This is a genomic window from Vibrio sp. 10N.261.55.F4, assembly GCF_041470465.1.
GTDB lineage: Bacteria > Pseudomonadota > Gammaproteobacteria > Enterobacterales > Vibrionaceae > Vibrio > Vibrio crassostreae_C.
Window position 1 is genome coordinate 251,227 of the sequence record NZ_JBFRMM010000024.1, and the last position, 7,009, is coordinate 258,235.

Below are 7,009 nucleotides of genomic sequence, written 5' to 3' on the forward strand. Positions count from 1 at the left end.
CTAAAAAGGTTGACCCTAGGGCCAACCTTTTTAGTTTGCATAGCTTACGAGCTTACGAGCTTACGAGCTTACGAGCTTACGTATTAAAGCTACTTGGCAAGATAGTCAGTGATAGACTTCTCAATCCCTTTCGCATCTAAGCCAAGCTCTTCATGCAGCTCACCTTGAGTACCTTGAGCAATGAACTTGTCTGGTAGGCCAAGGTTCAATACTGGCATCAGCAGTTTCTCTTGCATCAAGAATTCAATCACACCTGCGCCCGCACCACCTGCAATCGCATTCTCTTCGATAGTTACCAGAACATCGTGGTCAGCAGCAAGTTGTTTGATCAGAGCTTCATCGAGCGGTTTCACAAAGCGCATATCTGCAACTGTCGCATCGATGGCGTCAGCGGCTTGAAGTACACTCTCAAGGAAAGTACCGAAGCTTAAGATAGCGACTTTCGAGCCATCTTTTGCTTTTTCGCTTTCGCGAACGATACGACCTTTACCAATCTCAAGCGCGGTAAATTCACTTTGTATCTCAGTGCCCATACCATTACCGCGAGGGTAACGAACGGCACTTGGACCTGTGTGCTGGTGGCCGGTGTAAAGCATTTGGCGACATTCGTTTTCGTCGCTTGGCGCCATGATCACCATGTTTGGAATACAACGCATAAAGCTTAAGTCGAACGCACCTTGGTGTGTTTGACCATCAGCGCCGACAAGACCAGCACGGTCGATAGCGAACATGACAGGTAAGTCCATGATAGCCACATCGTGGATCAGTTGATCGTAGCCACGTTGTAGGAACGTCGAGTAGATAGCGACAATCGGCTTATCACCCGCAATCGCCATACCGGTTGCTAGCGTCACAGCATGCTGCTCAGCAATCGCTACGTCGAAGTATTGTTCTGGGTACTCTTTCGAGAAACGCACCATGCCAGAGCCTTCACGCATTGCAGGCGTGATCGCCATCAGCTTAGGATCTTGCGCGGCCATATCACACAGGAAGTCACCAAAAATCTTAGAGAAAGTTGGTTTAGAGCTGGTGCTCTTAGGCAGACTTGAGTGTGCTGGATCGAATTTCGGTACGCCGTGGTAACCGATTGGATCTTTCTCAGCTGGCTCGTAGCCTTTGCCTTTCTTAGTCATGATATGCAGGAACTGAGGACCTTTAAGGTCTCTCATGTTCTTAAGCGTTTTAATCAGCTCATTGACATCATGACCATCAATTGGGCCAATGTAGTTAAAGCCTAACTCTTCGAACATGGTGCCAGGGACTACCATGCCTTTTAGATGTTCTTCTGTACGACGAACCAGCTCTTTAATCGGCGGAACGCCTGATAGCACTTTCTTGCCGCCCTCACGAATTGACGTGTAAAGACTGCCAGAAAGAACTTGAGCTAGGTGGTTGTTTAGCGCACCTACGTTTTCAGAGATCGACATCTCGTTATCGTTCAGGATAACCAGCATGTCATTGTGAATATCGCCCGCGTGGTTCATGGCTTCAAATGCCATACCCGCAGTAATCGCGCCATCACCAATCACACTCACGACTTTACGGTTCTTGCCTTCTTTCTTCGAACTGATAGCCATACCAAGTGCAGCACTGATCGATGTTGAAGAGTGACCAACAGAAAGGGTGTCGTATTCACTCTCTTGACGCCATGGGAATGGGTGCAGTCCATCTTTTTGACGGATAGTCGACAAGCGGTCGCGACGACCTGTAAGAATTTTGTGCGGGTATGCTTGGTGACCAACATCCCAAACCAACTGGTCAAAAGGCGTGTTGTACACATAGTGCAGAGCAACTGTCAGCTCTACTGTACCTAAGCCTGACGCTAAGTGACCACTTGACTGGCTCACTGAGTTAAGAAGATAGGTACGTAATTCATCACAAAGCTGTGTCAGCGTCTCTTTTGGAAGTAGACGCAAATCCTCTGGCTTATCAGCCAAAGCAAGAGTTGGGTACTTTGATATATCAAGAGTCATAGGTAATGCGCGCTTATTGTCTTAGTTCTTGCGCTCGATGACGTATCGGGCGAACTCTTCGAGTAACTGGGTATTGTATGGGATTGCAGCCAAAGCTTGAAGCGCTTCCTGTAGCAGAGTTTGCGCTTTTTCTTGAGCGCCCTCTAAACCTAGCAAAGAAGGGTAGGTGCTTTTGTTCAATTCTTGGTCAGAACCCTGTGGCTTACCCAAAGTTTCAGTATCGCCAGTGATATCTAAAATATCATCTTGAACCTGGAATGCTAATCCAATGGCGTCGGCGTACTTGTCTAATTGAGGCATCACTTCAAACGCTTTTTCACCAGCAGCGAGAGCACCTAAACGAATCGCACATTTCATTAGCGCGCCCGTTTTATTGCGGTGAACTTCTTCTAACTCTTCTAGCGTGACAGAGCGGTTTTCAGCTTCAATATCAAGTGCTTGTCCAATGCACATACCTTGTGCACCAGAGGCTTCGGCTAGGCGTTGAATCATTCGAACGCGATTGCTTTCACCGTCAGCACTTAATGTACCTTCCGCAAGTATAGTAAACGCGAGAGTTTGTAGTGCATCGCCAGTTAAAATTGCCGTTGCTTCATCGTATTTGATGTGACAAGTCTGATGGCCACGACGCAGTTCATCGTCGTCCATTGCTGGAAGGTCGTCGTGAATCAGAGAATAGGCATGAATACATTCGATTGCAGATGCTGGAGTGTCGAGTTCTTCAGCGGTGCAGCCGAGCATTTCCCCTGTAATGTAGACAAGAAATGGACGTGCGCGTTTACCGCCTAAAAGTAACCCATAACGCATCGCGTTGATCAGGTTCTGATCTTGGTGTGGTAGGCGATCAAGCCAAAGGTTCAGTTGCTCGTTATTACGTGCTTGATAAGACAATAAAGTCTCAATCATAGGGGATCTCATACAATTCGTTATTCTGGTTGTGGGTTAAAGTCACTAAGTTCTGCGTTTTCATCATTTTGCAGTAGGATGCTAACACGCTGTTCAGCATCGTTTAGTTTGCTTTGACCGGCACGAGCGAGGGAGATGCCTCGTTCGAACTTTTTCAGCGCATCATCTAAAGCTAGATCACCATTTTCTAGTTGATCAACCAAGCCATCAAGCTCTTCGATTGCTGCTTCAAAGCTCATATTTTCAGGTTTCTTAGTAGCCATAATAAATCTGCGTTTGGAAAGATGAACGAACGTTACCCTAGGCCGCTGAGATGGTCAAATGTAACCAAGAAATTTTGCTAGAAAGTTCGTTTTTAAGGGGCTTGAACGCACTTTGCTTGAATAACCTTAGCTTTATCGAGTTTATGCGCTACGTATAAGAGCAAAGTAAGCCAATAGTTGGGATTCAAAAACGAAAAGTGTGATACTTAGGCCAAGAATTTACTAAAAGATCTTATAGTCTTGCCGATACAAAGATTATCGTCGACATAGAGCTACAAAAAAGCATGAGGAGTGCTCAGTGGATTTAGCAACCCTAATAGGTTTGATTGGTGGATTTGCCTTTGTAATTATGGCAATGATCCTAGGTGGAAGCCTCGGGATGTTCTATGACACGACATCCATTTTGATCGTAGTTGGGGGCTCAACCTTTGTTGTTCTAATGAAGTTCACCATGGGACAGTTCTTTGGTGCGACTAAAATCGCAGGCAAAGCTTTTATGTTTAAAGCGGATGAGCCTGAAGATCTTATTGCGAAAGTTGTAGAGATGGCTGATGCGGCTCGTAAAGGTGGTTTTTTAGCACTGGAAGAGATGGAAATTAACAACAGTTTCATGCAAAAGGGCATCGATCTTTTGGTGGATGGCCATGATGGAGATGTAGTTCGTGCTGCACTGCAAAAAGACATCGCATTAACCACAGAGCGTCATGAGCAGGGCGCGAAGGTGTTCTCTGCATTTGGTGATGTAGCACCCGCGATGGGTATGATTGGTACCTTGGTTGGCTTGGTTGCCATGCTTTCTAACATGGATGATCCAAAAGCGATCGGCCCTGCGATGGCGGTGGCACTTTTAACCACCCTATATGGTGCGATTCTTTCGAACATGGTGTTCTTCCCAATTGCCGACAAGCTTGCGCTGCGTCGTGACCAAGAGACACTCAACCGTCGTTTGGTTATGGATGGTGTACTCGCGATTCAAGATGGTCAGAACCCACGAGTAATCGATGGTTACCTGAAGAGCTACCTAAACGAAGGTAAGCGTACGATTGATGGTGAACCTGCGTAAGAGGAGTTGAAGATGGATGAAGAAAATCCATGTAAATGTCCTCCTCCGGGATTGCCTCAATGGATGGGGACATTTGCTGACTTGATGTCACTGCTGATGTGTTTCTTCGTACTGCTGCTCTCATTCTCTGAGATGGACGTACTGAAGTTCAAACAGATCGCTGGCTCGATGAAATTTGCGTTTGGTGTACAAAACCGCTTGGAAGTGAAAGACATTCCTAAAGGCACCAGCATCATTGCACAAGAGTTTCGACCTGGTCGTCCAGAGCCGACACCGATTGATGTGATCATGCAGCAGACGATTGATATTACGCAGCAAACGCTTGAGTTTCATGAAGGTGAATCTGAGCGTGCTGGCGGTACCATGCGTGATCAAGGCAAGATGACCGGAGGCAAGTCGCCAGAGGTTTCGACTCACGACAATCAAAACTCTGAGTCAGACCAACAGCAACAACAAGCTGAAGCTCAATCGCAAGAGATGGAAACCTTGATGGAAAGCATCAAGAAGGCGTTGGAGCGAGAGATAGACCAAGGCGCGATTGAAGTTGAAAACCTTGGCCAGCAGATTGTGATTCGAATTCGTGAGAAGGGTGCATTCCCATCGGGTTCTGCTTTCCTACAGCCTAAGTTCCGACCTTTGGTGAGACAGGTTGCTGAGTTGGTGAAAGATGTTCCGGGTATCGTTCGAATCTCAGGGCACACCGATAATCAACGTCTTGATTCCGAGCTTTATCGATCTAATTGGGACTTGTCATCACAGCGAGCAGTGTCTGTTGCTCAAGAGATGGAAAAGGTGCGTGGTTTCTCTCATCAACGCTTGAGAGTACGCGGCATGGCGGATACCGAGCCAGTCGAGCCGAACGATACTGAATGGCAACGTAGCCTCAACCGCCGCGTTGAAATCAGCATCATGCAGGGCGAGCCGCTTTACAGTGACGAAGTGCCTGTTATTAATGAATAGCCGATACATGTACACACGGTAGCATGCAGATAGCATCGAAAGCCCAACCTTATAATGAGGTTGGGCTTTTTGTTTGCTGGTCTTCAATGGTTCTCTCTGCGGCATTTATGTCGTTTCGAAACCTGCTACTGTTAATAACAAGCGGTTTAATGATGGTGTTACAGCAAGCACTCTTTTCCTTGCTTCACTTTCTCATGTATAATTCGCGCCCTTAGATTTAGATATGATCTATTCTTGCTTCAAGTGCTGTGTAAATTCTCTAATTTACTTGGCGATGAGCGTTTTCAAAATTTTGAACATTAATGTTGTGAAAGTACTATGAAATTTATTGTTAAGCCCCATCCGGAAATTTTTGTAAAAAGTGAATCGGTGCGTAAGCGCTTCACAAGGATTCTAGAGTGCAACATTCGTAACGTTATTCAACGTCGCTGTGAAAGTGTTGCGGTATTCAACCGTCGCGATCATATTGAAGTGACGTCTGAGAGTGACCAGTACTACGCAGAAGTGTTAGAGGCTCTGACTCACACTCCAGGTATTCACCACTCTCTTGAAGTTCAACAGTCTGAATTCAAAGACTTGCACGATATTTACGAGCAAGTACTAGAACGCAGCCGTGCTGACATTGAAGGCAAGACTTTCTCTGTACGTGCTAAGCGTCGTGGTAAGCATGACTTTACCTCTATTGAACTTGAGCGCTACGTAGGCGGCGGTCTAAACCAAGCAGTTGAGTCAGCGAAAGTTCGACTTAAGAACCCTGATGTAACCGTTAAGGTTGAAGTGGCTAACGACAAGCTAAACCAAGTTCTAGCTCGTCACAAAGGCCTCGGTGGCTTCCCTCTTGGTACTCAAGAAGATCTACTGAGCTTGATCTCTGGCGGCTTTGATTCTGGTGTTTCAAGCTACCTGCACATCAAACGCGGCTCTAAGGTTCACTACTGTTTCTTCAACCTTGGTGGCCCAGCGCACGAGATTGGTGTTAAACAAGTGGCTCACTACCTATGGAATAAATACGGCTCATCTGCAAAGGTGAAGTTCATTTCTGTAGACTTTGAACCTGTGGTTGCTGAAATCCTTGAGAACGTAGAAGACGGCCAAATGGGCGTTGTTCTTAAGCGTATGTTCATGCGTGCTGGTGGTATGGTTGCAGACAAGTTCAAGATCGAAGCGTTGGTTACTGGTGAAGCACTAGGTCAGGTATCAAGCCAAACGCTAACTAACCTGCGTCACATCGACAACGTGACAGATACTTTGATTCTTCGTCCGCTTATCAACTGGGATAAAGAAGACATCATCGACCTTTCTCGTATCATCGGTACTGAAGACTTCGCTAAGGTAATGCCTGAGTACTGTGGTGTTATTTCTAAGAAGCCAACAGTGAAAGCGAAGAAAGGCAAACTGGAAGCAGAAGAAGCTAAGTTTAACTTTGAAGTGCTGGATCAAGTGATCGAGAACGCTCGTGTTATGGATATCCGTGACATCGAGAAAGAGAGCCAAGAGCAAGCGCCTGAAGTTGAACAAGTTCAAGCTGTTGCTGAGCACGCTATCGTTCTTGATATCCGTAGCCCAGAAGAAGAAGACGAAAGCCCATTAGAGATCGAGGGTGTTGAAATTAAACACATCCCATTCTTCAAGCTTTCGACTCAGTTTGGCGACCTAGACCAAGCGAAAGAGTACTTGCTGTACTGTGACCGTGGTGTAATGAGCCGTCTACAGGCACTTTACCTACAAGAGCAGGGCTTCCATAACGTTAAGGTTTACCGCCCATAGTGGTGTGTTGACCAAGCGTTAATCATTTTGCAAAGCCGTTTACTGAAAAGTAAGCGGCTTTTTTATGGTTCATCGCG

The 7,009-nt window shown here is 46.3% G+C and carries 6 protein-coding genes; 3 read left to right on the forward strand and 3 right to left on the reverse strand.

Going from position 1 to position 7,009, the window contains the following annotated elements:
- Positions 1-89 precede the first annotated feature (89 nt).
- The 3 genes from dxs to xseB are packed head-to-tail and all read right to left on the reverse strand — an operon-like array spanning position 90 to position 3,142.
- Positions 90-1,973, reverse strand: coding sequence for a 1-deoxy-D-xylulose-5-phosphate synthase (gene dxs / locus AB4249_RS13960; RefSeq protein ID WP_372103633.1), 1,884 nt, complete (start codon positions 1,971-1,973; stop codon positions 90-92).
- Between the two features lie 21 nt (positions 1,974-1,994).
- The gene (gene ispA / locus AB4249_RS13965) at positions 1,995-2,879 is read right to left on the reverse strand and encodes a (2E,6E)-farnesyl diphosphate synthase (protein ID WP_017063336.1); all 885 of its coding nucleotides are present in this window, start codon (positions 2,877-2,879) and stop codon (positions 1,995-1,997) included.
- 20 nt (positions 2,880-2,899) lie between these two features.
- Positions 2,900-3,142, reverse strand: coding sequence for an exodeoxyribonuclease VII small subunit (xseB, locus tag AB4249_RS13970; RefSeq protein ID WP_004734405.1), 243 nt, complete (start codon positions 3,140-3,142; stop codon positions 2,900-2,902).
- Between the two features lie 298 nt (positions 3,143-3,440).
- Between xseB and pomA the strand changes: the two genes are divergently transcribed.
- From pomA to thiI, 3 genes are all read left to right on the forward strand, one after another.
- Positions 3,441-4,205, forward strand: a complete 765-nt coding sequence (gene pomA, locus AB4249_RS13975; protein WP_017060778.1) for a flagellar motor protein PomA — start codon at positions 3,441-3,443, stop codon at positions 4,203-4,205.
- Between the two features lie 12 nt (positions 4,206-4,217).
- Entirely contained in the window at positions 4,218-5,165 is a 948-nt protein-coding gene (locus AB4249_RS13980) for a flagellar motor protein MotB (protein WP_017060777.1), read from the forward strand.
- A 318-nt stretch (positions 5,166-5,483) separates the two neighbouring features.
- The gene (gene thiI, locus AB4249_RS13985; protein WP_029235325.1) at positions 5,484-6,932 is read left to right on the forward strand and encodes a tRNA uracil 4-sulfurtransferase ThiI; all 1,449 of its coding nucleotides are present in this window, start codon (positions 5,484-5,486) and stop codon (positions 6,930-6,932) included.
- Positions 6,933-7,009: the final 77 nt, after the last annotated feature.